The following is a 26,020-nucleotide window of genomic DNA, read 5'->3' as shown; positions in this document are numbered from 1 at the left end:
CCCCGGCACACGCGACGGTCCACCAAGAGCTGCGCGAGCGGGCAGCCCGCGTCGCGGCCCGGAAGCGCGTCGACCGACAGCCTTTCCCGTCAGGGACATTGCTGACACCGGCGGTGGTCCGGCCGTCGGACGCCCGGTACTGCGCGCTGCCTAGGTCTGGGCCAGTTCGCGCACCGTGGCCATGTCGCTGAAGGGGAGCAGCTTCTCGCCGACGATCTGGTGCGGTTCGCTGCCCTTGCCTGCGATCAGGATCGTGTCGTCGGGGCCCGCCGCGGACAGGGCGAAGGCGATCGCCTGGCGGCGGTCGGCGTAGCGCCGGAAGGGGGTGCCGGTCGCCGTGAGGCCGGGGGAGACCTGGTCCAGGATGGCCTCGGGGTCCTCGTTGCGGGGGTTGTCCGAGGTCAGGACACAGAGGTCGGAATGGGTCCCGGCGATCTGGCCCATCTCGGCCCGTTTGGTGGTGTCGCGGTCCCCGCCGCAGCCGAAGACCGTGATCACCCGACCGCGGGCGAAGCCCCGGATGGTGGTCAGGACCTTGTCCAGGGAGTCCGGCGAGTGGGCGTAGTCCACGATCACCGACGTGCCCAGCGGGGTCCGGAAGCGTTCCAGCCGGCCCGGGACCGGCGACATCCGGTCGAGCGCGGCGACCAGGGGGCCCAGCTCGTGCCCCAGCAGGTGGCAGGCTGCCACGGTGGCCAGCGCGTTGGCCACCGAGAACCGGCCGGGGACGGGGATCGAGGCCGGGTAGGCGCGTCCGTCGTGGTGGAGGGTGAACCGGGTACCCGAGGCACTCACCACCAGGTCGGTGGCCCGGTAGTCGGCCGGGCGGTCCAGGGCGTACGTGGTCACCGCACCCGGCATCATCGACACGATGGACGCGCCCACCGGGTCGTCGGCGTTGACCACCGCGCGCCGGCACAGGCCCTGGAAGAGCCGCAGTTTGGCGTCCCGGTAGTCCTCCATCGTCCCGTGGTCGTCCAGATGGTCCTGCGTCAGGTTGGTGAAGACCCCGACGTCGATGAACGTACGGTCCACCCGGTGCGTCAGCAGCGCCATCGACGTGGCCTCCAACACCACACCGGCGGCCCCGCGGTCACGCATGTACCCCAGGAGGTACTGCAGGTCGGGAGACTCCGGCGTGGTCAGTACCGAGGGGGGCATGGGGATCGGCTCGTCGCCGATCCTGCTTCCGGCGGTCCCGATCACGCCCACCCGGCAGCCCTCGGCGATCCGCAGCACGGACTCGACCATGTACGAGACGGAGGTCTTGCCGTTGGTTCCGGTGATCGCCACCATGTCCATCTGCCGCCCCGGCTCGCCGAAGTAGCGGGAGGTCACCACCGCGGCGGCCGTCCGCGTGTCGGGTACCCGGACGGCGCACGCGCCCGGGGGCCACGCCTCGGCCGGCAGGTCGGGTTCCCTTCCGTCGACGAGTACGGCGGCGGCGCCCCGGGCCAGGGCGGGCGAGACGGAGCCGGGGCCGCCTGCCCGGTGTCCGGGGACGGCGATGAAGAGTGCGCCCGGCGTCACCCGGTCGGCGTCGAAGGTGGTCCCTGCCGAGATCAGCGTCGTGTCCGGATCACCCTGGAGAACGTGGTGCTCCTGCCCGGCCAGCAAGTCGCTCAGCTTCACAATGATCCCTTCGAGGGGGCTCGGGCCCGGGCGTGCGGCCGTAGCCAGGCGGCAGCGCCCGGCGGCATGCCGGGAAGCTGCTGTGGTGATGTGGAGCGGAGAAGCCGGAGGAGCCGGAGGCGCGAAGCGCTAGCCGTGGCCGTGCAGGACGGTACGGCGGGTCTCGGGCGCCGCGGCGAGGGCCGCGCGGGCCGGGTCGACGACGGTCGGAACACCGGCGGCCGGGCGCATCCCGGAGGCGGCCTGCTGCAGGCACTGCCTCGAGGAACGTGTGCGAGCCATGGGCCGAGTGTACGGCCCGCTCAGTGGCCCGAGGACCGCCGCTGCCGGCGCGTGAAGGCCACCTCCGTCTACGACGGCGACCAGCCGTCCCCGTACGTGGATGCTTGGAGGGAGCGATGGCTCAGGTGGAGGGGCGCTCGTCCTGGCGCGCACGGATCACGGCGTGATCCCGACGGCGATGCGGACCGGCCGGTCGGCGACCGCACCGTCGCGGACCTTCAGCCCGATCGCGTCCATCATCACGGATGTCCGCCCTCGGGATCATCCCGGCTCCTCGCGGTCGGTCACCGGGTCGGGAAGCGTGGCGACAAGGATCTCGGCGGCCTGGGTGACGTTGTCGGCGCGGACCGCTCGGGCCATGGCGCCACGTGCCGCATCGGGTGTCGTGTCCGGCGGTACCACCAGCAGGGCGAAGTGGTCGTTGTCGCCGCGGGTGATGAGGACGGTGTCGTCGCCGACGGGAAACGAGTCCAGATGGACGACCCGGTCGTCGATGACCAGGCGCGTCGGGACCGGCCCCCAGGCATCGGTGTCCAGGCCGACCCTCGTGACGGGGCCGAGGTGTGCGGTGAGCGCCTCGATCAGGGCGGGCAGCTCGGTCACGACGTCCCGGGAGCGGGGCCACCACGCGCCGTCGAGGACACCTTCGCGGGAGTGCGTCGTCTGCAACCGGAGCACGGCCGTGCCGGGCTTCACCGCTCGGTGGATCTCGTCCGGGAGGAGCTTCTGAGGTGTGGGGGTGTCAGATTCGGCCATGGTGGTCCGCCTGCCTGCGCGGGGCCGCCGACGCCTCATGGCCGACGAGAAACCGCCGTGGTCTCACGGTACTCCGCGCGTCTGCGATCCCACCCGCGAGCATCGGCCGCGAGCATCGGCCGGGCGGTGTTCCCGGTCGGAAACCACCTGGTCAGAAACCGCTTGTCCGACCACGGGGCGGAGTACGCTGAAGGTACCGGGAGTAACTCGAGCACCCGCTCCCACGCGGACGTCGTTTCCGGCGATGCAAGACACTGGGCCGCCCTGCAGGGCGGCCCGGAGACGGGTCCGCGATCATGACCACCATCGCTCCCCCGCATTCGGCGCGCCTGGCGCTGACACCCACCACCACGCTCGCCGGCCAGTTGGACGGCGCCTGGTGGCCGTACTCGCGCGATCTCGCAGCCGAGCTTCCACCACTGGTCGACGCGATGGAGGGGCGCTTCGGACGTATCACACGCGTCACGGTGAACCCCGCCCGTTGGCCCGTCGTCCCGCACAAGGTTCCCGTCACCGGGCACACCGTGCATGTCGGCTGGTTCAGCGAACAGGATCCCGACAAGATGATCCTGCTCTCCTACACCGTCGGCCGCTGCGACCTGCTGGTGATCCCGCCCGAGACCGAACCCGCCGCAGCCGCCCGGCTCATGGCCGCCGCCGCCATCCCCGGCAGCGTCCTCACCGCCGGTGTGCTGATGTCCGACGAAGCCGCGACCGGCCGCCGCATGCGGGACGCCCGGAACAGCGAGGACGCCTGGGAGACCGACGGCGGGTCCGCCCCGCAGCCTCTCCGGAACCCGGTCGTCCGGCACACGGTCGTCCGGCACCCGGTCGTCGGCGCGCGGATGATCCCCCTCCCGGGGAACAGGCGGAGGTGACGACATGGAGACCGTGTTCGCGCTCGCGACGGGCGCCCTCCTGATCGCGCTCGGCATGCGCCTGATCCACCGGCTCAACGCCCAGCACGACGCACGCATCGCGGCGTACCTCTTCAGCGACCCCTACCCGGCCATCGCCCGTCCACCCGGCCACGGGCACCACGGGCAGACAGGGCAAGCCCCCAGCCGCAGGCTCACGGGCACCTGGCCCTGACCTCAGACCACTCCTCCGACCGAAGGCCGCGGGTGGGGCACCCGACACCCGGGACAACCCACCCGCCGGCCTCTCGCACGTCGCCCGAAGGGACCAAACGCCTTGTACCCCACCGAGTTGTACCCCACCGAGCACGAGACCCTGCCGCAGGCAGGACGTGCCGAGATCCGCATCGTCGCCGCCTCCCCCGAGGCCGCCCGCGCGGTCGCCGAAGCAATCCGCCGCTCCTTCGCCGGGACGGAACAACGCAGCTACCCGGCCCCCGACGGCGGCACCCGGCTCCACCTCACCGTCGACACCGGGTCCGCCGCCGGACCCGCGCGGTCCTGGCTGACCACAAGCAGGCCGCTCACCGGCGCCGGCGCCCACGTGGACGAGGTCTGAGGAGCAATCAGCCCCGTACGCACGAAAGGACTCGGCCATGGCGACACTCCGCGAGCGACAGGTCTACCGCGAACGGGTCCTGACCGCCCTCTACGAAGCCACCGAAGGCAACCGTCTCCTCGGAGTCCCGGGGCGGAAGCTGCGGAACGACCTGCGCATCCCGGAGGAAGACCTGGCCGCCGCCTGCACCTACCTGGCCGGCGAGGAGTTGATCACCGTCGACTGGGAACCGGGCAACACACCCGCGATGGTCTCCCTCACCCACCGGGGAATCAGGCGCATGGAGGCCGAAGAGGAAGAACGCGGCTGAGCGCCGATCTGGAGTCGGCCGCCAGTCGGCCGCCCTCGGCGCGGCCTTCGTGGGCGGCTCCGTCGGGCTTTCGACGTCAGGACCGCCTCGCCGAAGGATGGCGACAGGACCGGGGAGCCGTGTGCGAGCACCAGGCGGGAGAAGGTTGCCGCACAGTCGGCCGAGACGTGCGGCGGCACCTGACGAGTGCAGCGCCGCCGGCCCGCCCGCCCGGACAGCTTGGGGACCCGGACCGCTCCGAGAGCTTCGGGGAAGAGCTGTTGGGTGTGCTCCTGGACCGAGCACATGTCCGGGCGATCAGGTTCGAGGCGTACGCCTCCGCATGGCGGCGCGCCAGCCCTCCCTGCCGCGGGGCGACCTGCTCCGAATGGCTGCTCCGAGGTGCCCGGCCGGCCTGACCTGCTTAGCGTCGTACTGCCGTGCCGCACGTGCTGCGGCGCACCGAGGCGATTGAGAGGAACTGCCATGGCAGTCGTGATGACCTTTGTGTGGCCCGAGATGACGCCAGAGGTGTACGACGCGACGCGTGCCCGGGTGGGCTGGGAAGACGACTCTCCGGACGGGTTCGTGATGCACATGGGCTGGTTCGCCGACGACGGCTTCCACGTGGCCGACGTCTGGGAGACGGAGGAACACTTCACGCGCTTCATCGCCGACAAGATCGCACCCGTGGTCAAGGGGGAACTGGGCATCACGACCGAGCCCCAGGTGACGTTCGCCCCCCTCTACCGGCGCTTCATCGCCCCGGACGCCAGCGGCGCCGCCTGAACGGACCTCGAACTCGCCCGGGGTTCGAGGGCGTCGAAGGACCCGGTGTGCGAGCGGTCCCTGGCCATCTTCCACTTGCCGGCGACGGGGTCTTGTCCCAGCCGGTCCGCCCCCGTCCGGTCTCGTCGACGCCCAGCACCTCGACGTCGGGCGGCGGAGCCTCGACGACCTCACCGGCAGCGGTGCGGAAGGCGTTCATCTGCTCCCTTCGCCGACCTCTTCGGCGACGTCCTCGATCAGAGTTCGTGGATCATCGATGTCAACTGTGATCTCGATCCCCGAGGTTGAGCTGAAGGTGGCGACGTTTTCGGACAGTTGGATCCGATCGAATGGATTGGATTCCATGAAGAAGATCGCCCAGACGAGCGCACGATCGACAGTCAACCGTGCGATGAACCCCTCCGAGCCGTACGAACCCTCGCCACCCCACAGCAGCCCATTACTCCCCAGGTCTACTGCGGCCAGCCCATCGACCGAAGCCACCCAAGACGGATCGCTCTCCAGCATCTCGTCCAGGTCGAACGGGGCGAGCACCCTCAAACCGCTCGGCACATCGGAGTCGAGGGCGACATCACAGGAGTGCGCGTCGGCGAAGTGCAGTGCGTCTCTGATGGGAAGCTGAAAGGCTTCCCAAAGGCGTTCGATCGCGGTCATTTGCGCTTGCATTTTCCGTTGCGCACGTGCCGTGGCCTCTCCTGTAGTCCTGTCGGGGGGACCGTTGTTGCCCCAACAGCTTGGGGCACATCGCGTCCTCCACGTGCTCCCACGCGGTCAGTTCATGGCGCGCAGCGTGCGTTGGGCGGTGCTGGTGAGGTGGGCCAGGACGTCGGGGGCGGCGTCGAGGGTGTAGTCGGTGTCGAGGGCGGCGAGGGTTTGGGCGATGCGGGGGAGGTGGTCGTCCGAAGCGTCGAGGCGGCAGGTGTGTGCGTCGATGGGGGTCAGGCGGGTGGCCAGGCCGCGGGTGTGGGCGCGGACATGGTCGGCTGGGGCGTGGACGGTGGCGACGGCGCGGTGGCGGGTGGGGGCCGCGGACAGGCGGCTCGCGACGAAGGCGGCGGGGTCGTCGCCGGGTACGGGGCGGGGTGGGACGCGTCGGCCGGTGGGGGTGGGGTCGGTGGTGCGGTCGAGGCGGAAGAGGCGCCAGTCGTCCTTGTCGGTGTCGTGCGCGAGGAGGTACCAGAGGCCGCCGGAGTCGACCAGGTGGCACGGCTCGGCGCGACGCCGGGTGACGGTGCCCTGCCGGCCGGTGTAGTCGAAGGTGATGATCTCGTGGTCGCGGCAGGCGACGGCGAGGGCGGCCAGCAGGGCCGGGTCGACGCGCGGTCCCCGGTCCTCCCAGGTGATGCCGGCGAGGGCGGCCTGCAGGGCGGTGACCTGGCCGCGCAACCGGCCGGGCAGGACCTGTTCGAGCTTGGCCAGGGCCCGTAGGGCGGTCTCCTCGATGCCGGTGAGACCACCGGCGGCGGTGCGCAGGGCGACGGTGATGGCGACGGCCTCCTCGTCGTCGAGGAGGAGCGGCGGCAAGTCGCTGCCGGAGGTGAGGCGGTAGCCGCCGGCGTGGCCTCGGGCGCTGTCGACGGGATAGCCGAGCTCGCGCAGGCGGTCGATGTCGCGGCGGACGGTGCGGACGGTCACGTCGAGACGTTCGGCCAGGTCGGCGCCGGACCATTCGCGCCGGGTCTGGAGCAGGGACAGCAGTCGCAGCATGCGGGCGGTCATGTCGCTCGTCATGTATTCCATGATGCCGCTGTCAAAGGACACCACCTGTCCTGAAAGGCCTCTACGGTGGAGACGTCCACACGGAGCAAATCGGGAGGATTCCCCATGAAAATCGCTGTTCTCGGTACCGGCGGCGGCGCGCGCGCCCACATCGCCAAGCTCGCCGAGCTGGGCCACGAGGTCCACGTCGGCACCCGCGACCCCGAGGCGACCCTGGCCCGGACCGAGCCCGACATGATGGGCACCCCGCCCTTCAAGGAGTTCCTCGCCGAGCACCCCGGCATCGAGCTGCACTCCTTCGGCGACGCCGCGGCCGCCTCCGACGGTCTGGTGATCAACGGCATCGACGGCCACAACGCCGTCGCCGCGCTGTCCGCCATCGCCGACCAGCTCGCCGGCAAGACGCTCGTCGACTACGCCGTCCCGTTCATCTACCAGCACACGCCGGAGCACCCCTGGCCGACGCCGTGGGGGATCATGCCGAAGCTGGACCCGTGCGACAGCGACAGCCTCGGCGAGCAGATCCAGCGCGCCCTGCCCGAGACCAAGGTCGTGAAGTCCTTCGTCACCCAGGAGCAGAGCACGGTCGTCGACCCGACGAGCGTCGGCGGCGGGGACCACACCATGTTCGTCGCCGGCGAGGACGCGGCAGCCAAGCAGCAGGCCACCGACCTGCTGAAGTCCTACGGCTGGACCGACATCCTCGACCTCGGCCCGATCGTCTGCGCCCGGGGCATGGAGATGTACGCGCACATGCACTCCGCCATCGGCTTCGGTCTGGGCCAGCAGTTCGGCGGCCACTTCGGCATCAAGGTCGTCCGCTGACCATGGCCACGAACACCGACAGCCCTCTGCGCGGCACGATCATGTGCCATGCGATGTGGGCCCGCGACGGCCGGCAGCTCGCCGACTTCTACGCCACCGCCCTCGGCACCGAGGTCTCCCAGACCTACCCCGACGAGAACGGCGACGACGCCGCCTGTGCCTTCTACGTCGACGGGGCGATGTACCTCTTCTACACGTCCGTTTCCTTCGCGGCACCCCGGTGGCCGGAGGAGGAGCTGCCCTTCCACATGGACTTCTCCTTCCCCGACGTCATGGCGGCCGAGAGGCGGCTCCTGGAACTGGGCGCCACCAAACCCGGCCACCAGCCCGGCGGAAAGCACTGGACGGTCCTGCTCGACCCCTCCGGCCAGCCCTTCTGCATCCACGGACGCCATTAGGGACGTCGTAGAAGGGCCGGTGGGGCGAGGTGCCGCCTCACATTCTGGTGCCGTGCTCCGTCGAAGGGGTAAGAGCCGACCGCACCTGGCCCCGCCACCACACCTTCTTGGAGCCGACACCCATGCGCATCCGACTCCTCCACGGGCTCGCCCTGCTCGCCACCGGCCTCCTCGCGGGCGCGTTCGGCTACGGCGCGGCCAATCTCGTCCCCACCTTCAACGCGGTACCGCTCGACATGCGGCTGTCGTTCCACGCCGAACTGATGAAGATGAACGGCATCACCGTGCAGGGGGCGATGGCCGTGGCCGCGCTGGGCTCCCTCGCTCTCGCGACCCTGACGCGCGGCCGCGCCCGGCTGATCGCGGGTGCGGCAGGTCTGCTGACCCTCGCGTCCTTCCTGATCACCCGGCTCGGCAATGTGCCGATCAACGGCCGGATCAAGGAATGGGCCCTCACCTCGACCCCGGCCGACCACGCGGAGATCCTGCGGCGCTGGGAACTCTTCAACAACCTGCGCACGCTCACCGCCCTCGCCGCGTTCGTGCTGCTGGTCATACTCGCCCTCAGGCAACCGCAGCCAGGCGTGAGGCGGTTGCCGACGCCGGCCTGACGGTCCTGGAGCGGATGAACGACCCGCGTCGCCATGCGGGTGAACGGGCGCACCGCCGATTCACGTGGGTCGTTCTCAGACCATGAAGAAGATCATTTCTGCCGCTGTGCTGGTCCTCGCCGGTGTTGCCATGGCAGCACCCGCCCACGCCGACGACGACTCCAACGTCGGCAGCGGCGTCAACGCGGCCAACAACTGGAACTTCACCGCCGGTGACGTGTGCATCCAGGAACTGGCCGTGGTGCCCGCACTCAGCGACTGGACGGGGAACCACAAGAACAACTGCTCCAACGGCAACGTCATCGACCCCTCGGGGGCGGGGACTCCGTCCGCGCCCTGAGCGCGGATTCGAATCCCGTCATCCGTTCTTGAACGAAGGCCCTGGTCGGAGACCAGGGCCTTCTGGCTGGAGTCCGTCTCGCGCGGGGGCCCCAGGTCAGGCCGCCCGGCGGTTGCCCTTGTCGTCGCAGGGGAGTTCGGAGGCCGGGTGGTTGGTCGTGAAGTCGCGGGTGGCCCGGCGGTTGCTCACGCAGGCCCGGGCCGCGCTCGGGCCGATCGCGGGCGCCGGATCAAGCCGTGGCAGCGGGCCATACTGCTCGCCTTCGAGGCCGTCGCCGGTACCGCCCTGGGCCTGCCGCTGCCCCGGCACACCCTGGCGGCGTGGGAGCGGGCGCAGTCACCGGGCGGCTCGTTCTACGGGATGCCGCTGGTGACGGGGATGCCGCAGCTCGCCCTGGTCCGGGCGGCCCCGGACCACCGGGTGACGCGACGGTGCCTCGACAGACGTCCCGTGAAGCACGGCGTGGCCGCCCGGCCTCGACCCGGACGTCGGTCTTCGACCGGTTCGAAGTCTTCTACGCCGGCCTAGTCGTCCTCGTCCTCGAAGCTCCACCGGAGGTCTACCCGTGCGGCCGGAGCCACCGCTCGTACGGTGTCGTGAGCGGCCTGCTCGATCCTGTCGGCCCAGGCGCCGAAGCGGGTCACGATGATCGGGTACTCGCTCCACGCGGAGACCTCTTCCGGCGACGCACCCCGTCCCACCACCACGTCCCTCTCGAGATCGTGCTTGATCAGGAACTCGTTCAGTGCCTCGGTGACACGCGCCGTCTCTTCTCCCGGCTGCAAACCGGAGACATCGAGGCTGAGGCCCACAGATATCGACATGCGCCCAAGGTACCGACCACCGCCGGGCCCACACTCCCGGCCCCCAGGGGCAGTTGATGTCTCGCCCTGCAGGGAATCCCCACACGAGCCTCACATTGACTGCGCACAGTCTTTCGAAAGCTTAGTTAGCGTTGCTGGCCGCTCGATTCCCTTTGCGAACGTGACCGAACCGCCGCCCGGCGGGTCGACGGCATGTCAACTCAGGAAGACCGGGAAATGGACTACTGCTCCTCGTGTCGGCGGCATCTCAACGGCGCGTTGGTGTGCCCCGGATGCGGCGCCTACGCCCCGGACATAGCCCCGGCCGTCATCGGCGGGCGCCTCGCGCCGGCCTCGGCCACCATGGCTGCCGTCGCACCCACCGCCGCCACGACGGAGGCCGACGTCGTCGACCTCGCGGATGTGCCGACCGTGCCCGAAGGGCGGGCGGCGCGGCGGCGCCAGCGTGACCGGTGGCGGAAGAACCAGCGCCGGGCCGTCGTCGCGACCGCGTTCGCGCTCGTGGGCGGCGGTCTGACCGTGTCCGCGATGGACCGGCAGTCCGGCGACCAGGCGCAGGCGGCCACGGCGCCGCAGAATCCGGGTCTGGGCGCCGTCGAGGAACAGGCCGAGGACCCCTCCTCGGAGCAGGACACCCGCCCGACGTCCGTACCGCCCGCCACACACCGCTCCTCGCCCCCGCCTCCCCCGCGGTCCCTCCCGGCCGAACGCACGAGCCCGCGCCACGCGGCCGCGTCCCTCCCCACCACACCGGCGCCGCCCGCCCCGCCTCGTACGACGGTGACGACCGCGCCGCAGCCTGCCAGGGCCACCACGGAACCGGCGCGTACGCCGGTCACACCGACCACGCCGAGCACCCCGAGCACCCCGAGCACGCAGCCGTCCGCGCCCCCGGCCACCGGAACGGGACCGTCCGACACCAGCCCCCCGCCGGCCACGACCTCCCCCACCGAGGTCTGCCTGCTCGTGGTCTGCGTCGGCCTCGGCTGACCGAGCGCGCGGCGGCTCGGGCTGTCTGGGCGGGGGGATTCATGCACCGCCGGCCGGCCGGGGCACGCACACGCGCCTGTCCGGCTGACCCGTACGGCATCCCCGTACGGCATCGGTGTGGTCGCCCTTCGAACGGCGGTCACACCGAAGGCCCGCTTACGGAGCCAGGCGGGCGAACGCCACCTCGAAGTGATCCACCGAGACCACCTGCTGGCCCTCCCGCTGGGACGACTCGTCCCTGACCCGGCCCGCCTCCTCCTCGCTCGCCACCATCGCCGCCTCGTCCTCCCACAGGGTGAGCGACCGCGCCTGCCCCGTCGCCCGGTCCACCAGGTAGTACGCGCCCCGGAAGCCCGGCAGGTTCTCGACCAGCTTGACGATCGCCTCCGACTTGGCGGTCAGGTCACCCTCCGGCGGAACCGGTGACCCCTGGTAGGTGCTCAGCCTCGCGAACATCGACGGACGTCCCTTCCTCGGCACTTCCGCGGCCTTCCCCGGCGGACAGGCGGCTCACGACCAGCGTGCGACGGCGGGCCGCGCCCCGCATGCCGGAGCGACAATGGGGGTGAGGGGGAGTGAGGGGGGCGGCGGAAGCCGGGAGGAGGCCGCGCCTTGGCGCCTTACATCGCCGTGACCGCCCTGAGCCACGCCGGGCTGCTCCGCGACCACAACGAGGACAGCCTCGTCGTCGGGCCGTGGACCCTGTGCGGGACCGTGACCGACAGCCCGCAGACCCTGCTCTTCCCGCTGGACCGGCCCCTGCTCGTCGCCGTCGCCGACGGGCTCGGCGGGCAGCCGGCCGGTGAGGTGGCCAGTTCCCTGGTCGTCCGGCGGCTCGCCGACCTCGGCCCCGCCCTCGACGGTACGGAGACGGTCGGCGAGGCGCTGGAGCTGTGCAACCAGGCCGTGTACGCCGCCGCCGACGGCCGTCCCGAGCTCGCCACCATGGGGACGACGGTCGCGGGCACCCTCGTCCTGGCCGAGTCGCTGCTGTCGTTCAACGTCGGCGACAGCAAGGTCTTCCGCGCCGCCGGCGACGGGCTCCGCCAGGTCAGCGTGGACGACAGCCCGCCGCCCGCGCCCGGCCACCGCACCACCTCCGCCGTCACCCAGACCCTCGGCGGCAGCCACGCGTACGACGCCGTCACCCCGCACGTCGCCGCCTTCCCGCTCTCCCTCGGCGACCGCTACCTCGTGTGCAGCGACGGGCTGACCGATCCCGTACCGGAGGACGCGATCGAGGAGCTGCTGCGGGTCCACGACGACGGCAAGGCGGCGTTCGAGCTGTGGAAGGCCGCCATCGAGGCCGGCGGGCCGGACAACATCACCCTCGCCCTCGTCCGCGTCGGGGAGTGAGGGGGCCCGCAGGACGGCTTCCGCTCAGGACGGCTCCCGCTCAGGACGCTTCTCCTCCTCCGCCAGGAATTCCGTCACCGCCAGTGCGAGCAGCAACAGCAGCGCCATGACCAGGACCACCCAGCCCGTCGGATGGTCCCAGAGGACGTACGCCACGACCGCCGCCGCCACCAGGATCCAGGTGATCCACCCCCGGTGCCGCTGGACGAACGGGCCGACCGGGCCCGTGCGCATGCCCACCCGGTCGGCCGTCGCGCGGGTCGCCGCGATGCCCGAGTGCCACAGCTCGCGCACCACCGTGGCCGACCGGCCCGGCCCGGTCAGCCAGGCCGCCAGCGCGAGCACCACCCCGAGGACCACGACCATCCTGATCGTCGTCCGCAGGAGCCGGACCATGGCGTCGTAGAGGGAGCCGGCGGCGGCCTGCGAGACGGTGTCGGGCAGGGCGTTGAGATAGACCGTACGGAACACGGTCAGGCCGATCCCGAGGATCACCGCCGCCACCGCGAAGCCGAGCGCAGCCGCGATCAGGGACCGGCGGCGATGCGCGGAGAGCAGGACCCCGGCGGCGGCGAGCAGGACGGCGAGCACCGGCAGCCAGAAGCCCATGATCTGGAGCAGCCGGAAGCCGGTCTTCACCTTCCCGATGTCGTCGGCCTTGAGGACCGTGAAGTCGGTGTGCACCTCGGGGATCTTCTCGGCGACCGTGAGACCGGACTCGACCAGGCGTTGCTTGACCCGCTCGATGACCGGGGCGAGGTCGAGCGTCACCGTGTCGTTCTTGATCTCCACGGCGCCTTCGCCGCTGCCGGTCAGGGCGCGGACGACCGAGGTGTGGATGGCGCGGTTGGCGTCGGTCCAGACCGTCTCGAAGGCGTCCGAGGCGACGATCTCCTCCGCCTTGTCGTGGACGAAGCTCTGGACCGCGCTCTCCAGGGAGCTGCCGAGCCGGCCCAGGGCCTTGGCCAGCAACGGGCGTTGGTCGGGGGCGACGCCCTCCAGGAGGTCGGTCAGGTCGATGTGTTCCATGACCGCGCCGGTGACCCGGTTGGCGACGGCGGCCTGGATGTCCGGGTCGGAGGCGAGCGGGGCGACCGTGGCGACGTACCGGTCGGTGTCGCCGATCTCGTCGGCCGTCCAGGCGGCGATGACGCCCAGCGGGGCGAGGACGCAGCCGAGGACGATCAGCAGCGCGGCGAGGAAGGACCGCAGCCGGTGGCGCGGCGGCTTCGCCTTCGCCTCCGCTTCCAGTGCGGCGATCCGGGTCCGCAGCGCCTCCAGCTCTGCCGAGGAATCGGCGCCTGAGGAGTCCGAGGGATCCGAGGGATCCGAGGGTCCTGGCGCGCTCATACGTTCTCCCTCATCAGTCCCTCTCCGGTCACACTCCGGTGCAAATAAGGGCAATCCTCCGGCCGGACCGCGGGTTTGTCGCTCCGGGCTGCGCCACCCGCAGGGCCGGTCGCCGGCTGTCACCCGCCTGCCGCAGCACCACGCCGCACGCCCGCCGCCCCTGTCGTACGATCAACGGCCGCGCGATCATGAGGGCATGAAGCCCCGCTGCGCCGTACTCGACGACTATCAGGGCGTCGCCCTCGCCTCCGCCGACTGGAGCCCGCTCGCCGACCGCGTCGACGTACGCGTCCTGCGCGAGCACCTGACCGACCGGGACGCGCTCGTCGCCGCCGTCGAGGACTGCGAGATCCTCGTCGTCATGCGGGAGCGGACCCCGCTCGACGCCGAGCTGCTGCGGCGGCTGCCCCGGCTGCGGCTCGTGGTCACCTCCGGGATGCGCAACGCCTCCATCGACGTGGCGGGCGCGACCGCGCTCGGCATCACCGTCTGCGGTACGGCCAGCGCCTCCGAGCCGCCCGCCGAGCTGACCTGGGCGCTGCTCCTGGGCCTCGCCCGGCACGTACCGGCCGAGGCGCGGGCGGTGCGCGAGGGCGGGCCCTGGCAGTCGACGGTCGGCACGGACCTGGCCGGGCGGACGCTCGGGCTCGTCGGCCTCGGCAAGATCGGCGGCCGGGTCGCCCGGGTCGGGCTCGCCTTCGGCATGGACGTCGTCGCCTGGAGCCCTAACCTGACGGACGAGCGGGCGGCGGAGCACGGCGTCGCGCGGGCGGCGGACCTGCAGGAGCTCATGGAACGCGCGGACTTCGTCTCCCTGCACATGGTGCTCTCGGAGCGGACCCGCCACCTGATCGGGGAGGCCGAGCTGCGGACGATGCGCCCGTCGGCGTACCTCGTCAACACCTCACGGGCGGGCCTGGTGGACGGCGCGGCGCTGCTGCGGGCGCTGCGGGAGGGCTGGATCGCGGGGGCGGGCCTCGACGTCTTCACCACCGAACCGCTGCCGGCCGACGACCCCCAGCGCACCCTGCCGAACGTCCTGGCGCTGCCGCACCTGGGGTACGTGACGCGGGGCAACTACGGCCGCTACTTCGGGCAGGCGGTGGAGAACATCGAGGCGTTCCTGGCGGGGGCGCCGGTGCGGACGCTGGGGTAGAAGCCGGTGTGGTTGTCCGCGGACAAGGGGTACCGCACGGCGCGTGACCGGCACGCGGCGCAGGCAGGACTGGCGCTGGGTCAGCGGGCGCGCGCAGCACATCTACGGCGGTACGGCGGGCCTCTTCAGGATCGACGAAGGCACCGGCGACATCGCCGAGTGGAAGCGGTCCAAGAAGCGCTGGGACGTCGTCGGCAGCCCGGGGTACCAGTTCGCGGTCGGGGAGCGGGTGTACGGGGTGTCCCCGAACTAAGGGAGAAGTCAGGGGGCGTAACGAACCTTGGGCTCGTGACCTCGGGGGTGGCCGTGTGGGACCGTGGAGGTATGCCCGTACCCGTGATCCTCGACTGCGATCCCGGTCACGACGACGCGTTCAACATCCTGCTGGCCGCCGCCCATCCGGCCGTCGAGCTGCTTGCCGTCACCACCGTGGCGGGCAATCAGACGGTCGAGAAGACCACCCTCAACGCGCGCCGCGTCTGCGCCGTCGCCGGGATCCGCGACGTGCCGATCGCGGCCGGCCGGGACCGGCCGCTGCGCGGCGGCCCGGACCGCGAGCAGCGCGTCGCCGAGGACATCCCCGGCGGGTCGGGGCTCGACGGCCCCGGCTTCGGCGAGGGCGAACCGGACGTCCCGCAGGACCCGCGCGACGCCCGCACCCTGATCCGGGACACCCTCCTCGCGCACGCCGCGCCCGTGACGCTCGTCCCGACCGGGCCCCTGACCAACATCGCCACCTTCCTGCTCGCCCACCCGGAGCTGACCCCCCGGATCGAGCGGATCGTGCTCATGGGCGGCTCGACCGGGCCCGGGAACACCACCCCGGCCGCCGAGTTCAACATCCTCTGCGACCCGGAGGCGGCGGACATCGTCTTCTCCAGCGGGCTGCCGATCACGATGTTCGGGCTGAACGCCACCCACCAGGCCCGGGCGACCCCCGAGGTCGTCTCCCGGATCGCGGCGTTCGGCACCCCGCTCTCCCGGCTCTGCGTCGAGCTGCTCACCTACTTCGCCTCGACCTACCGCGAGGTGTACGGCTTCGACGCGCCGCCGCTGCACGATCCGCTGACCGTGGCGCATCTGATCGACCCGTCGCTGATCAGCCTGGTCAGGGCTGCGGTCACGATCGAGCTGACCGGTACGTACACCCGGGGCGCGACGGTCGTGGACCTGCTCGGGGTGACGGGCCGGCCGCCGAACGTGGACGTGGGGATGGAGGTCGACGTCCAGGGCTTCTGGGAACTGATCATCGAGGCGGTACGGGTGCTGGGCGAGCGCGCCTGACACGCGCTGGGCGAGCGCGCCTGACACGCCCGCCGAGCGCCTCAGCCCGCCAGTACGTCGTGCAGGGCCTTCGCGAACTCCGTCGGAGCGCCCTGCTGGCCGTACTCGCCGCCCAGGAAGCCGCCGTGGTGGCTGGGGAACACCACCGGCTCGCTGCCCAGGCCGACGGCGACCTCCACCCCCGCGCGGTGGGCCAGCTCGCCCTCGGACTCCTCGCCCACCGCGACGACGATGCGGGTCGACGCGGCGCGGAGCGCGGCGAAGTCGGGCCGGTAGCCGGTGCACGCGCGGATGTTCTGCCCGAGCAGCGCGTCGTCGCGCGAGCCGTCGTCCTCGGTCGGCAGGCCGAAGGTGGCGGGCGAGGGGGCGGGCTCGTCGGCCCAGTCCGCCGGGACGGGGCCCTTCCGGCTCGTCAGCGCGATGAACTTCGCCATCGCGGGCCCCATCCCGTCGCGCAGGTAGGTCGCGTGGATGTCCGCGCAGAGCGCGAGCGCCTCCTCGCGGTCCGGGAGGACCTGCGCCGTCGGCGGCTCGTGCGCGACGAGGGTCCGTACCAGGTCGCCGTTGCGTGCCACGAGGGCGAGCGCGTTGACGGCTCCGCCGCTGCTCGCGAAGACGTCGACCGGTCCGGTTCCGAGCGCCTCGATGATCCGCCGCAGGTCGTCGGCGTGCTCCTCGGGCGTCGCCTCGGCGGCGCCGTCGGTGCGGACGCTGCGGGCCACGCCCCGGGGGTCGTAGGTGACGACGGTCCGGTCGGTGAAGTGGGAGGCCAGCGTCACGAATCCGCTCGCGTCCATGGGGGAACCGATCAGGAAGAGGGGGGTGGGGCGCTCGCCGGAGCCGCCGGCCGCCGCCCGGATGTCGTAGCGCAGGGTGGCGCCGGTCGCTTCCAGCGTGCGGGTGTCGGTGTCGATCTCGGTCATGGTTCGTTCTCCTCAGGTCTCGCACGGTTCGTATGGATAGACACCCGCCGCCCTTGAAACTCATCGCGAGACGCAGCGTCTTGCGGAATCGCGCGAGGTGTCCTACAGTCATCGAACGAGACGATACGTCTCGTTTCATCGATTCACACCGCCTGTGTCGCCCACGACAGGAGATCGCCCTTGTTCCGTGTCCATCTCACCGACGTCACCAAGCGCTACGACGACCGGCTCGTCCTCGACCGGGTCTCCCTCACCGTCCGGCCCGGCGAGCGCGTCGGCGTCGTCGGCGACAACGGCTCCGGCAAGTCCACCCTCCTCCGTCTCCTCGCCGGTCCGGAGCGGCCGGACAACGGCACCGTCACCGTCGACTCCCCCGGCGGTCTCGGCCACCTCGCCCAGACCCTGGACCTCCCCGGCACGGCGAGCGTCGGCGACGCCGTCGACCTCGCGCTCGCCGACGTACGGGAGCTGGAGCGGGCCATCCGGACGGCCGAGGCGGAGCTCCGGGAGACCGGGGACCTCGACGGGTACGCCGCGCTCCTCGCCGCGTACGAGGCGCGCGGCGGGCGGGACGCCGACCGGCGGGTCGAGACCACCCTGCGGCAGCTCGGCGAGCGCGAACCGCTCGACCGCGACCGCCCGCTCGGCACGTTGTCCGGCGGGCAGCGGTCGCGCCTGGCGCTCGCCGCGACCCTCGCCGCCGACCCCGAACTCCTCCTCCTCGACGAGCCGACCAACGACCTCGACGACGAGGCGGCCGGCTGGCTGGAGGAGCGGCTGCGCGCCCACCGGGGGACGGTCGTCGCCGTCACCCACGACCGGACCTTCCTCGACCGGGTCACCACCACCGTCCTGGAGGTGAACGGCGAGCTGCACACCGTCCACAGATACGGCAACGGCTACGCCGGCTACCTCACCGGCCGCGCCGCCGAACGGGCCCGCTGGGAGCGGGAGTACGAGGAGTGGCGTACCGAGACCGCCCGGTACACCGCCCTCGCCGACACCCACATCGACCGCTTCTCGGCCATCCCGCGCAAGGCCCCGGCGTCGTTCAGCGGGGCGGGCGCCTTCCGGGCCCGGTCCCGGGCGCACGGCGCGATGAGCAGGATCCGGGCAGCCCGCGAACAGCTCCACCGGCTCACCGAGCGCCCGGTGCCCGCGCCCCCGGAACCGCTGCGGTTCACGGCGGCCGTCGAGGGCCGGGCGGCGGGCGCGGTCACCCTGACCGACGTACGGGTGGCGGGCCGGCTGCACCTGGACGCCCTGCACCTGCCCGCCGGCGAGCGGCTCCTCGTCACCGGCCCCAACGGCGCCGGAAAGACCACGCTCCTGAAGGTCCTCGCGGGCGAACTCGCCCCGGACGGCGGGACGGTGACGGCCCCGTCCCGGGTCGGCGTGCTCCGCCAGGACACCGCCCTGCCCGACGACCCCCGCACGGTGGCGGAGGCATTCGGAGCGGACCGGGCGGACGAGCTGCTACGGCTCGGGCTCTTCGCGGCGGCCGATCTGGCCATCCCCGTACGGGAGTTGTCCACCGGCCAGCGCCGCAAGCTGGAACTGGCCCGCCTGGTCACCCGCCCCGCCGACCTGCTCCTCCTCGACGAACCGACCAACCACCTCGCCCCCGGCCTGGTGGAGGAACTGGAGGCCGCCCTCGCCCACTACCCCGGCACGCTGGTGATCGTCACCCACGACCGCCGCATCCGCGCCGGCTTCCGGGGCCGCCACCTCGAACTGGCCCCGGCCCCGGCGCACGTCCCGCACGCGAGCTAGTCGTCGCCCTCCAGGTCGCCCTCCGTCTCCAGGAACACCTGGCGCAGGGCGGCCAGGGTCGCCGGGTCCGGCTTCTCCCACATGCCGCGCGACTCGGCCTCCAGCAGGCGCTCCGCGATGCCGTGCAGGGCCCAGGGGTTGGCCTCCTTCAGGAAGGCCTGGTTCTCCGGGTCGAGGACGTACGTCTCGGTGAGCTTGTCGTACATCCAGTCGGCGACCACGCCGGTCGTCGCGTCGTAGCCGAAGAGGTAGTCGACCGTCGCCGCGAGCTCGAACGCGCCCTTGTAGCCGTGGCGGCGCATCGCCTCGATCCACTTCGGGTTGACCACGCGAGCCCGGAAGACCCGCGAGGTCTCCTCGACCAGCGTCCGGGTGCGGACCGTCTCCGGGCGGGTGGAGTCGCCGATGTACGCCTCGGGGGCCGCGCCCGTGAGCGCGCGGACGGTCGCCACCATGCCGCCGTGGTACTGGAAGTAGTCGTCGGAGTCGGCGATGTCGTGCTCGCGGGTGTCCGTGTTCTTCGCGGCCACCGCGATCCGCTTGTACGCCGTCTCCATCTCGGTGCGCGCCGGACGGCCTTCGAGCCCCCGGCCGTACGCGTACCCGCCCCACACCGTGTACACCTCGGCGAGGTCCGCGTCCGTCCGCCAGTCACGGGAGTCGATCAGCTGGAGGATGCCCGCGCCGTACGTGCCCGGCCGCGAGCCGAAGATCCGGGTGGTCGCCCGCCGCTCGTCGCCGTGCTCGGCCAGGTCGGCCTGCGCGTGCGCCCGTACGTAGTTGTCCCCGGCCGGCTCGTCGAGCCCGGCGGCCAGCCGTACGGCGTCGTCCAGGAGGCCGATGACGTGCGGGAACGCGTCCCGGAAGAAGCCCGAGATGCGCAGCGTGACGTCGATGCGCGGGCGGCCCAGCTCGGCGAGCGGGATCGCCTCCAGGCCGTTCACCCGGCGCGAGGCGTCGTCCCAGGTGGGGCGGATGCCCAGCAGCGCCATGGCTTCGGCCACGTCGTCGCCGGCCGTGCGCATCGCGCTCGTACCCCAGAGGGACAGGCCCACGGACGTCGGCCACTCGCCGTTGTCGGAGCGGTAGCGCTCCAGGAGCGAGTCGGCGAGCGCCTGGCCGGTCTCCCACGCGAGGCGGGAGGGGACGGCCTTGGGGTCGACGGAGTAGAAGTTCCGGCCGGTCGGCAGCACGTTGACCAGGCCCCGGAGGGGCGAGCCGGACGGGCCCGCCGGGACGAAGCCGCCGTTCAACGCGTGGACGGCGTGGGTGAGTTCGTCGGTGGTCGCCGCCAGCCGGGGCACCACCTGCTCGCACGCGAACCGGAGGACGGCGGCGACATCGGGGCCGTACGCCTTCGCGACGGTCGCGACCGCGTCCACGGACCAGTCCGCCGCCTCCATCGCCTCGACCAGCTCGCGCGCCGTGGCCTCCGCCTCGTCGGCGGTGGTCCGGGTCGCGGCGGACTCGTCCAGGCCGAGGGCCTCGCGCAGACCCGGCAGGGCCTGCGTGCCGCCCCAGATCTGGCGGGCGCGCAGGATCGACAGGACGAGATTGACCCGCGCCTCGCCCACCGGCGCCCCGCCGAGCACGTGCAGACCGTCCCTGATCTGCGCGTCCTTGACCTCGCACAGCCAGCCGTCGACGTGCAGCAGGAAGTCGTCGAAGCCGTCGTCCGCCGGGCGGTCCGCCATGCCCAGGTCGTGGTCGAGCTTCGCCGCCTGGATCAGCGTCCAGATCTGCGCGCGGATCGCGGGCAGCTTGGACGGGTCCATGGAGGAGATCTGCGCGTACTCGTCGAGCAGCTGCTCCAGGCGCGCGATGTCGCCGTAGGAGTCGGCGCGGGCCATCGGCGGCACCAGGTGGTCGACCAGGGTCGCGTGCACGCGCCGCTTGGCCTGGGTGCCCTCGCCCGGGTCGTTGACCAGGAACGGGTAGATCAGGGGGATGTCGCCGAGCGCCGCGTCCGGGCCGCACGCGGCCGACAGGCCCGCGTTCTTGCCCGGCAGCCACTCCAGGTTGCCGTGCTTGCCGAGGTGGACCATCGCGTCCGCCCCGAAACCGCCGTCCTCGGCGCGCGCCGCGATCCAGCGGTAGGCAGCCAAGTAGTGGTGGGACGGCGGGAGATCGGGGTCGTGGTAGATCGCGATCGGGTTCTCGCCGAAGCCGCGCGGCGGCTGGATGAGGATCAGCAGGTTCCCGCGCCGCAGGGCGGCGAGGACGATGTCACCCTCGGGGTTACGGGACCGGTCGAGGAACATCTCGCCGGGCGGCGGCCCCCAGTGCCGCTCGACGCCCTCGCGCAGCTCCTCCGGGAGGGTCGCGTACCAGCGCTTGTAGTCGGCGGCCGGGATGCGGACCGGGTTGCGGGCGAGCTGCTCCTCGGTCAGCCAGTCCTGGTCGTGGCCGCCGGCCTCGATCAGGGCGTAGATCAGCTCGTCGCCGTCACCGGAGACCAGGCCGGGGATCTCCTCCACGGGACCGAAGTCGTACCCCTCCTCGCGCAGCCGCCTGAGCAGGGCCACGGCGGAGGCGGGGGTGTCCAGGCCGACCGCGTTGCCGATCCGGGAGTGCTTGGTCGGGTACGCGGAGAGGACGAGCGCGAGCTTCTTCTCGGCGTTCGGGATGTGCCGCAGCCGGGCGTGGCGCACGGCGATCCCGGCGACACGGGCGGCTCGCTCGGTGTCGGCGACGTACGCCGGGAGGCCGTCCTCGTCGATCTCCTTGAAGGAGAACGGGACGGTGATCAGCCGGCCGTCGAACTCGGGCACGGCGACCTGGCTGGCGGCGTCCAGCGGGGAGAGCCCTTCGTCGTTCTCCTCCCAGGCCGCGCGCGATCCGGTGAGGCAGAGCGCCTGCAGGATCGGTACGTCGAGGGCGGCGAGCGCCCCCGCGTCCCAGGCCTCCTCGTCGCCGCCGGCCTGCGCCTCTGCCGGCTTGGTGCCACCGGCGGCGAGCACGGTGGTGACGATCGAGTCCGCGCGCCGGAGCGTTTCGAGCAGCTCGGGCTCGGGGGCGCGCAGGGAGGCGACGTACAGCGGCAGGGCCTGGGCACCCGCGTCCTCGATCGCCTCGCAGAGGGAGTCGACGAAGGCGGTGTTCCCGCTCATGTGGTGGGCGCGGTAGTAGAGCACGGCGACGGTCGGGCCGGTCTCCGTACGCGGGGCGCGCTCCAGGGGACCCCAGGTGGGCGCGGCGGCCGGGGCCTCGAAGCCGTGGCCGGTGAGCAGCACGGTGTCGGAGAGGAACCGGGCGAGCTGCTCCAGGTTGGCCGGGCCGCCGTGCGCGAGGTACGCGTGGGCCTCGGTGGCGACGCCGACGGGGACGGTGGACGCCTCCATGAGCTGGGCGTCCGGGGCCTGTTCGCCGCTGAGCACGACGAGCGGCTTTCCGGCGGTGCGCAGCGCGTCGAGCCCGTCCTCCCAGGCCCGCAGCCCGCCGAGGAGCCGTACGAGAACGAGGTCGGCGCCGTCGAGGAGCCCGCCGAGGTCGTCCAGGGCGAGCCGGGACGGGTTGGCGAACCGGTACTCGACCGGACCGCCGGCCGCACGGGCGCTGAGCAGGTCGGTGTCGGAGTGCGACAGCAACAGAATTCGCATGCGTGCGCAGGCCTTCCTCGGGGTTGTCCGCGCCCCGGGTGGTCGTGTGGACGGCAGGAGTTCCTGACTCACCCGACCCCTCACGGGGCCTGGCTCACAGTGGCGGGACCGCGCCGGATTCTCACCGGGCTTCCTCCCCGGGGTCCTGGGACCCCATGCCGGATTGCATAGTAGATCGTGCGCCTTCCGGGCCGGGTGGGGACCGCTGACGGCGTGGGTATGCTCGCGGCCATGCCGCCCACCCCACCCACAACGCCCAACCCGGGCGAACCGCCCGTACGGGACCGTGGTGACGCCTGCCCCGGGGCGCTTCGGCTGCATGCCGCCGATGACGGACGGCTGGCCCGACTGCGGCTGCCCGCAGGGTTGTTGACGGTACGTCAGGTCATGGTTCTGGCGGCGGCCGCCGAGGATCTCGGCGACGGGTCGGTCAGTGTCACCTCGCGGGGGAACGTGGAGCTGCGCGGGCTCGGTGAGGGGTGCGGGGCGGAGCTCGCGGAGGTGCTCGCGGACGCCGGACTGCTGCCCTCCGCGACCCACGAGCGGGTCCGGAACATCGTGGCCTCGCCGACGGCCGGGCTCGACGGACTCGGCCGTGCTGACGTGCAGTTGTGGGCCCGCGAGCTGGACTCGCTGCTGTGCGGGCGGGCGTGGACGGCGGCGCTTTCCGGGCGGTTCCTCTTCGTCCTCGACGACGGGCGCGGGGACGTGGCAGGGCTCGGCGGAGATGTGACGTTGATCGCAGGAGGGCCCGGGCCGCGTTCGGTACGGCTCCGGGTGGGCGGCCAGGACTTCCTGGTCGCCGACGCCGACGCCCCCGGCGCCGCGCTCGCCGCCGCCGGGGCCTTCCTGGACACCGCCCGTACCGCCGGGAACGGCGCCTGGCGGGTGCGGGAACTGCCCGAGGACCGCGTGCCGGACCTGGCCGGCGCCCTCGGCGGAGCCGGGATCGCGGCGGAGCCCGTACCGGCGCGGGAGATGTCCCAGGGCGCCCCGCCCCTGCCCGGGCCGCTCGGTGGGACCGCCCTGCACGTCCTCGCGCCGCTCGGGCGGTTCACGGCGGCCCAGCTTCGGGCCCTCGCGGAGAGCGGCGGCGACGTACGGCTCACCCCCTGGCGGGGTGCCGTCGTCACCGGCTTCCCCGACCGGGCCGCCGCCGCGCACCGCCTGCGCGCCCTCGACACGTACGGCCTGATCACCGACCCCCGCTCCCCCTGGGTCGGCGTCGGCGCCTGCACCGGGCGCCCCGGCTGCGCGAAGTCCCTCGCCGACGTCCGCGCCGATGCCGACCCGGGCCGCGGCGGCCTCCCCGTCCACTTCTCCGGGTGCGAGCGCCGGTGCGGCCACCCGCAGGCCCCCGCGTGGGTCGACGTCGTCGCCACCGGCGAGGGCACCTACCTCGTGGACGGCCGCCCCACCCCCCGTACAGACCTTCCCGACGCCGTCGCGGCGGCCCGCACCCCCTCAGCAACCACGAGATGAGCGAGAGCAACAGGATGTTCGACTACGAGAAGGACGGCGCGGCGATCTACCGCGAGTCCTTTGCCACGATCCGCGCCGAGGCCGATCTCGCGGGGCTGCCCGCGGACCTCGCCACGGTCGCGGTCCGCATGATCCACGCCTGCGGCATGACCGACCTCGTCCGCGACCTCGCCTACTCCCCGGACGTCGTCTCCCGCGCCCGCGCCGCCCTGCGCGCCGGCGCGCCGATCCTGTGCGACGCGCAGATGGTCGCCAGCGGTGTCACACGTAAGCGGCTGCCCGCCGACAACGACGTGGTCTGCACGCTCTCCGACCCGTCCGTGCCGGCGCTCGCCGCCGAGCTCGGCACCACCCGCAGCGCCGCCGCCCTCGAACTCTGGCGCGACCGCCTCGAAGGCTCCGTCGTCGCCATCGGCAACGCGCCGACCGCGCTCTTCCACCTCCTGGAGATGATCGCCAAGGGCGCGCCCCGCCCGGCGGCCGTCCTCGGCATCCCGGTCGGCTTCGTCGGCGCCGCCGAGTCCAAGGACGCCCTGGCGGCCCAGGAACTCGGCCTCGACTACCTCGTCGTACGCGGCCGGCGCGGCGGCAGCGCGATGACCGCCGCCGCCGTCAACGCCCTCGCCCACGAAGCGGAGATCCAGGCATGAGCGGGACCACGACCGGAAAGCTGTACGGGGTCGGCCTCGGGCCCGGCGACCCGGAGCTGATGACGCTCGCCGCGGTGAAGGCGATCGAGGCCGCCGACGTCGTCGCGTACCACTCCGCCCGGCACGGCCGTTCCATCGCGCGCGCCATAGCCGCCGCGCACCTGCGCGAGGACCACATCGAGGAGCGGCTGATGTACCCGCTCACGGTGGAGACCACGGACCACCCGGGCGGCTACCGGGGCGCGCTCGACGACTTCTACGAGGAGGCCGCCGCCCGCCTCGCCGCGCACCTGGACGCCGGCCGCACGGTGGCCGTGCTCGCCGAGGGCGACCCGCTCTTCTACGGCTCGTACCAGCACATGCACAAGCGGCTCGCGCACCGCTACGACACCACCGTCATCCCCGGCGTCACCTCGGTCAGCGCCGCCGCCGCCCGGCTCGGGGAGCCGCTGTGCGAGGCGGAGGAGGTCCTGACGATCGTCCCCGGCACCCTGCCCGAGGACGAGCTGACGGCCCGTCTCGCGGGCACGGACTCGGCGGTGGTGATGAAGCTGGGCCGGACGTTCCCGACCGTGCGGCGCGCGCTCGAACGGGCGGGCCGGCTCGAGGACGCGCGGTATGTGGAGCGGGCGTTCATGGCGGGGGAGCGGACCGGGACCCTGGCGGACGTCGACCCGGAGACGGTCCCGTACTTCTCCGTCGCCGTGCTGCCCTCCCGTATCGACTCCGTGGCGCCGGAGTCCCGCGAGCGGGGCGAGGTCGTCGTCGTCGGCACCGGCCCGGCGGGCGCGCCCTGGCTGACGCCCGAGTCGCGCGGCGCGCTGGTCAACGCCGACGACCTGGTCGGCTACACCACGTACCTCGACCGGGTCCCGGCGCTCCGCCCCGACCAGCGGCGGCACGGCTCGGACAACAAGGTCGAGTCCGAGCGCGCCGAGTTCGCGCTCGACCTGGCACGGCGCGGGCGGCGGGTCGCGGTCGTCTCGGGCGGCGACCCGGGCGTCTTCGCGATGGCGACGGCGGTCCTGGAGGTGGCGTCGGAGGAGCGGTACGCGGACGTTCCCGTACGGGTCCTCCCGGGGGTGACGGCCGCGAACGCGGCGGCGGCCGCGGCGGGCGCCCCGCTCGGCCACGACTACGCCACGATCTCCCTCTCCGACCGCCTCAAGCCCTGGGAGGTCATCGCGGAACGGCTGCGCGCGGCGGCGGAGGCGGACCTGGTCCTGGCCCTCTACAACCCGGGCTCCACGTCCCGTACGCACCAGGTGGCGGCGGCCCGCGAGCTGCTGCTCGACGTCCGCTCGCCCGAGACGCCGGTGGTCGTGGCGCGGGACGTCGGCGGCCCGGAGCAGTCGGTGCGCGTGGTGACCCTGAAGACCCTGGAGCCGAGCGAGGTCGACATGCGCACGCTGCTGCTGATCGGGTCCTCCCAGACCCGGGCGGTCGAGCGCGGCGACGGCCGCACGATCACGTGGACGCCGCGGCGGTACCCGGAGGCGTAGCCCCTAGGTCACCG

29 protein-coding genes and 1 riboswitch are annotated in these 26,020 nt (G+C 72.6%); of the genes, 18 read left to right on the top strand and 11 right to left on the bottom strand.

Features of this window, described 5'->3' with window-relative positions:
- Positions 1–150: 150 nt before the first annotated feature.
- The 3 genes from Q5762_RS22520 to Q5762_RS22510 all read right to left on the bottom strand — a co-directional run bounded on the left by Q5762_RS22520 (position 151) and on the right by Q5762_RS22510 (position 2,670).
- Entirely contained in the window at positions 151–1,632 is a 1,482-nt protein-coding gene (locus Q5762_RS22520; RefSeq protein WP_315894008.1) for a UDP-N-acetylmuramoyl-L-alanyl-D-glutamate--2,6-diaminopimelate ligase, read from the bottom strand.
- 129 nt (positions 1,633–1,761) lie between these two features.
- Positions 1,762–1,914 carry a hypothetical protein gene (locus Q5762_RS22515; RefSeq protein WP_315894007.1) on the bottom strand — a complete coding sequence of 51 codons (153 nt, stop codon included), beginning with the start codon at positions 1,912–1,914 and terminating at the stop codon, positions 1,762–1,764.
- Positions 1,915–2,175: 261 nt separating this feature from the next.
- The gene (locus Q5762_RS22510) at positions 2,176–2,670 is read right to left on the bottom strand and encodes a DUF5994 family protein (protein WP_315894006.1); all 495 of its coding nucleotides are present in this window, start codon (positions 2,668–2,670) and stop codon (positions 2,176–2,178) included.
- A gap of 296 nt (positions 2,671–2,966) precedes the next feature.
- Here Q5762_RS22510 and Q5762_RS22505 point away from each other — a divergent pair, with 296 nt between their 5' ends.
- The 5 genes from Q5762_RS22505 to Q5762_RS22485 all read left to right on the top strand — a co-directional run bounded on the left by Q5762_RS22505 (position 2,967) and on the right by Q5762_RS22485 (position 5,224).
- Positions 2,967–3,548, top strand: a complete 582-nt coding sequence (locus Q5762_RS22505) for a DUF5994 family protein (RefSeq protein ID WP_315894005.1) — start codon at positions 2,967–2,969, stop codon at positions 3,546–3,548.
- A 4-nt stretch (positions 3,549–3,552) separates the two neighbouring features.
- The gene (locus tag Q5762_RS22500) at positions 3,553–3,762 is read left to right on the top strand and encodes a hypothetical protein (RefSeq protein ID WP_315894004.1); all 210 of its coding nucleotides are present in this window, start codon (positions 3,553–3,555) and stop codon (positions 3,760–3,762) included.
- A 102-nt stretch (positions 3,763–3,864) separates the two neighbouring features.
- Positions 3,865–4,146: a hypothetical protein gene (locus tag Q5762_RS22495; protein ID WP_399495232.1), complete on the top strand. Its 282-nt coding sequence runs from the start codon at positions 3,865–3,867 to the stop codon at positions 4,144–4,146.
- Between the two features lie 37 nt (positions 4,147–4,183).
- Complete coding sequence (locus tag Q5762_RS22490; RefSeq protein WP_315894003.1) at positions 4,184–4,456, top strand: hypothetical protein; 273 nt, start codon at positions 4,184–4,186, stop codon at positions 4,454–4,456.
- Positions 4,457–4,921: 465 nt separating this feature from the next.
- Positions 4,922–5,224 carry a hypothetical protein gene (locus Q5762_RS22485; RefSeq protein ID WP_315894002.1) on the top strand — a complete coding sequence of 101 codons (303 nt, stop codon included), beginning with the start codon at positions 4,922–4,924 and terminating at the stop codon, positions 5,222–5,224.
- 195 nt (positions 5,225–5,419) lie between these two features.
- On the opposite strand, the gene Q5762_RS22480 is transcribed toward Q5762_RS22485, so the two are convergent.
- Positions 5,420–5,878: a hypothetical protein gene (locus Q5762_RS22480; RefSeq protein WP_315894001.1), complete on the bottom strand. Its 459-nt coding sequence runs from the start codon at positions 5,876–5,878 to the stop codon at positions 5,420–5,422.
- 117 nt (positions 5,879–5,995) lie between these two features.
- Positions 5,996–6,955 (bottom strand): WYL domain-containing protein, encoded by a 960-nt coding sequence (locus Q5762_RS22475; RefSeq protein WP_315894000.1) that lies wholly within the window; start codon positions 6,953–6,955, stop codon positions 5,996–5,998.
- Positions 6,956–7,048: 93 nt separating this feature from the next.
- On the opposite strand from Q5762_RS22475, the gene Q5762_RS22470 reads away from it, so the two are divergent.
- The 4 genes from Q5762_RS22470 (at position 7,049) to Q5762_RS22455 (ending at position 9,117) form a co-directional block, all read left to right on the top strand.
- Positions 7,049–7,768, top strand: coding sequence for an NAD(P)-binding domain-containing protein (locus Q5762_RS22470; protein WP_315893999.1), 720 nt, complete (start codon positions 7,049–7,051; stop codon positions 7,766–7,768).
- A gap of 2 nt (positions 7,769–7,770) precedes the next feature.
- Positions 7,771–8,166, top strand: coding sequence for a VOC family protein (locus Q5762_RS22465; protein WP_315893998.1), 396 nt, complete (start codon positions 7,771–7,773; stop codon positions 8,164–8,166).
- Between the two features lie 122 nt (positions 8,167–8,288).
- Positions 8,289–8,777 carry a DUF1772 domain-containing protein gene (locus tag Q5762_RS22460; RefSeq protein WP_315893997.1) on the top strand — a complete coding sequence of 163 codons (489 nt, stop codon included), beginning with the start codon at positions 8,289–8,291 and terminating at the stop codon, positions 8,775–8,777.
- 82 nt (positions 8,778–8,859) lie between these two features.
- Entirely contained in the window at positions 8,860–9,117 is a 258-nt protein-coding gene (locus Q5762_RS22455; RefSeq protein WP_315893996.1) for a hypothetical protein, read from the top strand.
- 96 nt (positions 9,118–9,213) lie between these two features.
- On the opposite strand, the gene Q5762_RS22450 is transcribed toward Q5762_RS22455, so the two are convergent.
- Together Q5762_RS22450 and Q5762_RS22445 are read right to left on the bottom strand one after the other, a co-directional pair.
- Positions 9,214–9,426 (bottom strand): hypothetical protein, encoded by a 213-nt coding sequence (locus Q5762_RS22450; RefSeq protein WP_315893995.1) that lies wholly within the window; start codon positions 9,424–9,426, stop codon positions 9,214–9,216.
- Between the two features lie 215 nt (positions 9,427–9,641).
- Positions 9,642–9,941 (bottom strand): hypothetical protein, encoded by a 300-nt coding sequence (locus Q5762_RS22445; RefSeq protein ID WP_315893994.1) that lies wholly within the window; start codon positions 9,939–9,941, stop codon positions 9,642–9,644.
- Between the two features lie 192 nt (positions 9,942–10,133).
- Between Q5762_RS22445 and Q5762_RS22440 the strand changes: the two genes are divergently transcribed.
- Positions 10,134–10,931, top strand: coding sequence for a hypothetical protein (locus tag Q5762_RS22440; protein WP_315893993.1), 798 nt, complete (start codon positions 10,134–10,136; stop codon positions 10,929–10,931).
- Positions 10,932–11,087: 156 nt separating this feature from the next.
- Here Q5762_RS22440 and Q5762_RS22435 read toward each other — a convergent pair whose 3' ends face one another.
- Positions 11,088–11,387: a hypothetical protein gene (locus Q5762_RS22435; protein WP_315893992.1), complete on the bottom strand. Its 300-nt coding sequence runs from the start codon at positions 11,385–11,387 to the stop codon at positions 11,088–11,090.
- Positions 11,388–11,543: 156 nt separating this feature from the next.
- Between Q5762_RS22435 and Q5762_RS22430 the strand changes: the two genes are divergently transcribed.
- Entirely contained in the window at positions 11,544–12,287 is a 744-nt protein-coding gene (locus Q5762_RS22430; protein WP_315893991.1) for a PP2C family serine/threonine-protein phosphatase, read from the top strand.
- Positions 12,288–12,311: 24 nt separating this feature from the next.
- Here the strand turns inward: Q5762_RS22430 and Q5762_RS22425 are convergent, their stop codons facing one another.
- A complete protein-coding gene (locus Q5762_RS22425; protein WP_315893990.1) occupies positions 12,312–13,637 on the bottom strand; it encodes a hypothetical protein in 1,326 nt (441 codons plus the stop codon).
- 196 nt (positions 13,638–13,833) lie between these two features.
- Between Q5762_RS22425 and Q5762_RS22420 the strand changes: the two genes are divergently transcribed.
- The 3 genes from Q5762_RS22420 to Q5762_RS22410 all read left to right on the top strand — a co-directional run bounded on the left by Q5762_RS22420 (position 13,834) and on the right by Q5762_RS22410 (position 16,077).
- Complete coding sequence (locus Q5762_RS22420) at positions 13,834–14,793, top strand: D-2-hydroxyacid dehydrogenase family protein (protein ID WP_315893989.1); 960 nt, start codon at positions 13,834–13,836, stop codon at positions 14,791–14,793.
- A gap of 43 nt (positions 14,794–14,836) precedes the next feature.
- The gene (locus Q5762_RS22415; RefSeq protein WP_315893988.1) at positions 14,837–15,046 is read left to right on the top strand and encodes a hypothetical protein; all 210 of its coding nucleotides are present in this window, start codon (positions 14,837–14,839) and stop codon (positions 15,044–15,046) included.
- 71 nt (positions 15,047–15,117) lie between these two features.
- Complete coding sequence (locus Q5762_RS22410; protein ID WP_315893987.1) at positions 15,118–16,077, top strand: nucleoside hydrolase; 960 nt, start codon at positions 15,118–15,120, stop codon at positions 16,075–16,077.
- Between the two features lie 41 nt (positions 16,078–16,118).
- On the opposite strand, the gene Q5762_RS22405 is transcribed toward Q5762_RS22410, so the two are convergent.
- Entirely contained in the window at positions 16,119–17,000 is an 882-nt protein-coding gene (locus tag Q5762_RS22405; protein ID WP_315893986.1) for an alpha/beta hydrolase, read from the bottom strand.
- A gap of 141 nt (positions 17,001–17,141) precedes the next feature.
- Between Q5762_RS22405 and abc-f the strand changes: the two genes are divergently transcribed.
- Positions 17,142–18,773, top strand: coding sequence for a ribosomal protection-like ABC-F family protein (abc-f, locus tag Q5762_RS22400; protein WP_399495237.1), 1,632 nt, complete (start codon positions 17,142–17,144; stop codon positions 18,771–18,773).
- On the opposite strand, the gene cobN is transcribed toward abc-f, so the two are convergent.
- Positions 18,770–22,372 (bottom strand): cobaltochelatase subunit CobN, encoded by a 3,603-nt coding sequence (cobN, locus tag Q5762_RS22395; RefSeq protein WP_315893984.1) that lies wholly within the window; start codon positions 22,370–22,372, stop codon positions 18,770–18,772. The genes abc-f and cobN overlap by 4 nt on opposite strands.
- A gap of 36 nt (positions 22,373–22,408) precedes the next feature.
- Positions 22,409–22,548, bottom strand: a riboswitch (cobalamin riboswitch).
- Between the two features lie 43 nt (positions 22,549–22,591).
- Between cobN and Q5762_RS22390 the strand changes: the two genes are divergently transcribed.
- Genes Q5762_RS22390 through Q5762_RS22380 form a run of 3 tightly spaced genes read left to right on the top strand, consistent with a single transcriptional unit; the run spans position 22,592 to position 26,006 of the window.
- Positions 22,592–23,854 (top strand): cobalamin biosynthesis protein CobG, encoded by a 1,263-nt coding sequence (locus tag Q5762_RS22390; RefSeq protein WP_399495236.1) that lies wholly within the window; start codon positions 22,592–22,594, stop codon positions 23,852–23,854.
- Between the two features lie 14 nt (positions 23,855–23,868).
- Positions 23,869–24,504 (top strand): precorrin-8X methylmutase, encoded by a 636-nt coding sequence (locus Q5762_RS22385; protein ID WP_315894080.1) that lies wholly within the window; start codon positions 23,869–23,871, stop codon positions 24,502–24,504.
- Positions 24,501–26,006, top strand: coding sequence for a precorrin-2 C(20)-methyltransferase (locus tag Q5762_RS22380; RefSeq protein WP_315893982.1), 1,506 nt, complete (start codon positions 24,501–24,503; stop codon positions 26,004–26,006). Before Q5762_RS22385 ends, Q5762_RS22380 begins: the two co-directional genes overlap by 4 nt.
- Positions 26,007–26,020 lie beyond the last annotated feature (14 nt).

Source organism: Streptomyces sp. P9(2023), from assembly GCF_032436795.1.
Taxonomy (GTDB): domain Bacteria; phylum Actinomycetota; class Actinomycetes; order Streptomycetales; family Streptomycetaceae; genus Streptomyces.
The sequence above is the reverse complement of the archived record's forward strand: the minus strand, read 5'-3'. Positions and strand labels throughout refer to the sequence as shown.

Coding starts and splice junctions, on each gene's coding strand:
- Q5762_RS22515 (WP_315894007.1), bottom strand. CDS start 1,914: ATGGCTCGCACACGTTCCTCGAGGCAGTGCCTGCAGCAGGCCGCCTCC.
- Q5762_RS22510 (WP_315894006.1), bottom strand. CDS start 2,670: ATGGCCGAATCTGACACCCCCACACCTCAGAAGCTCCTCCCGGACGAG.
- Q5762_RS22505 (WP_315894005.1), top strand. CDS start 2,967: ATGACCACCATCGCTCCCCCGCATTCGGCGCGCCTGGCGCTGACACCC.
- Q5762_RS22500 (WP_315894004.1), top strand. CDS start 3,553: ATGGAGACCGTGTTCGCGCTCGCGACGGGCGCCCTCCTGATCGCGCTC.
- Q5762_RS22490 (WP_315894003.1), top strand. CDS start 4,184: ATGGCGACACTCCGCGAGCGACAGGTCTACCGCGAACGGGTCCTGACC.
- Q5762_RS22485 (WP_315894002.1), top strand. CDS start 4,922: ATGGCAGTCGTGATGACCTTTGTGTGGCCCGAGATGACGCCAGAGGTG.
- Q5762_RS22480 (WP_315894001.1), bottom strand. CDS start 5,878: ATGACCGCGATCGAACGCCTTTGGGAAGCCTTTCAGCTTCCCATCAGA.
- Q5762_RS22475 (WP_315894000.1), bottom strand. CDS start 6,955: ATGACGAGCGACATGACCGCCCGCATGCTGCGACTGCTGTCCCTGCTC.
- Q5762_RS22470 (WP_315893999.1), top strand. CDS start 7,049: ATGAAAATCGCTGTTCTCGGTACCGGCGGCGGCGCGCGCGCCCACATC.
- Q5762_RS22465 (WP_315893998.1), top strand. CDS start 7,771: ATGGCCACGAACACCGACAGCCCTCTGCGCGGCACGATCATGTGCCAT.
- Q5762_RS22460 (WP_315893997.1), top strand. CDS start 8,289: ATGCGCATCCGACTCCTCCACGGGCTCGCCCTGCTCGCCACCGGCCTC.
- Q5762_RS22455 (WP_315893996.1), top strand. CDS start 8,860: ATGAAGAAGATCATTTCTGCCGCTGTGCTGGTCCTCGCCGGTGTTGCC.
- Q5762_RS22445 (WP_315893994.1), bottom strand. CDS start 9,941: ATGTCGATATCTGTGGGCCTCAGCCTCGATGTCTCCGGTTTGCAGCCG.
- Q5762_RS22440 (WP_315893993.1), top strand. CDS start 10,134: ATGTCAACTCAGGAAGACCGGGAAATGGACTACTGCTCCTCGTGTCGG.
- Q5762_RS22435 (WP_315893992.1), bottom strand. CDS start 11,387: ATGTTCGCGAGGCTGAGCACCTACCAGGGGTCACCGGTTCCGCCGGAG.
- Q5762_RS22425 (WP_315893990.1), bottom strand. CDS start 13,637: ATGAGCGCGCCAGGACCCTCGGATCCCTCGGATCCCTCGGACTCCTCA.
- Q5762_RS22420 (WP_315893989.1), top strand. CDS start 13,834: ATGAAGCCCCGCTGCGCCGTACTCGACGACTATCAGGGCGTCGCCCTC.
- Q5762_RS22410 (WP_315893987.1), top strand. CDS start 15,118: ATGCCCGTACCCGTGATCCTCGACTGCGATCCCGGTCACGACGACGCG.
- Q5762_RS22405 (WP_315893986.1), bottom strand. CDS start 17,000: ATGACCGAGATCGACACCGACACCCGCACGCTGGAAGCGACCGGCGCC.
- cobN (WP_315893984.1), bottom strand. CDS start 22,372: ATGCGAATTCTGTTGCTGTCGCACTCCGACACCGACCTGCTCAGCGCC.
- Q5762_RS22390 (WP_399495236.1), top strand. CDS start 22,592: ATGCTCGCGGCCATGCCGCCCACCCCACCCACAACGCCCAACCCGGGC.
- Q5762_RS22385 (WP_315894080.1), top strand. CDS start 23,869: ATGTTCGACTACGAGAAGGACGGCGCGGCGATCTACCGCGAGTCCTTT.
- Q5762_RS22380 (WP_315893982.1), top strand. CDS start 24,501: ATGAGCGGGACCACGACCGGAAAGCTGTACGGGGTCGGCCTCGGGCCC.